The 587-nt window shown below is 57.1% G+C and carries 1 protein-coding gene; it reads left to right on the forward strand.

The window, feature by feature from the left end:
• On the forward strand, positions 1-587 hold a 587-nt coding region (locus WH277_RS01650), incomplete at its 3' end, for a MetQ/NlpA family ABC transporter substrate-binding protein (protein WP_339504003.1).

The raw sequence follows: 587 nt of genomic DNA on the forward strand, positions 1-587 counted from the left end.
CTGTTAAGCACTACCGTGAGCGCCCATGCCGCCGACTACAGCGGGCCGCTGAAAGTCGGCACCACCGCTGCGTTTGCACCGCCGCTGGAAACCGCCGTTGAAGAGGCGAAAAAGCAGGGGCTGAAGGTGGATCTGATCGAGTTCAGCGACTGGACGGCGCCCAACGTCAGCCTGGAAAACGGCGACATTGATGTGAACCTGTTCCAGCATCAGCCGTTCCTGGATAACGCCAATCAGCAGGGCGGTTTCCACCTGGTGAAATACGCCCCAGCGATCATCAATAATGTCGGCCTTTACTCTAAAAAACATACCGCTATCAGCCAGTTCCCCGATGGTGGCACCGTGGCGATTGCGAATGACCCGATTAACGGCGGGCGCGGCCTGCTGCTGCTGCAAAAATCCGGGCTGATTACTCTCAAACCGGGGGCTGGCCTGAAATCTACCGTTGATGACATCGTCAAGAATCCGAAGCATCTGAAAATCATTGAAGTGGAAGCGGTGCAGCTCTCCCGTTCACTGGAAGAAGTGGACCTGGCCCAGGGCTATCCGCACTATCTGCGCGCGTCCGGGGTGATTGACCCGAATAA

This window comes from Erwinia sp. MYb416, from assembly GCF_037479575.1.
Taxonomy (GTDB): Bacteria; Pseudomonadota; Gammaproteobacteria; order Enterobacterales; family Enterobacteriaceae; genus Erwinia; species Erwinia rhapontici.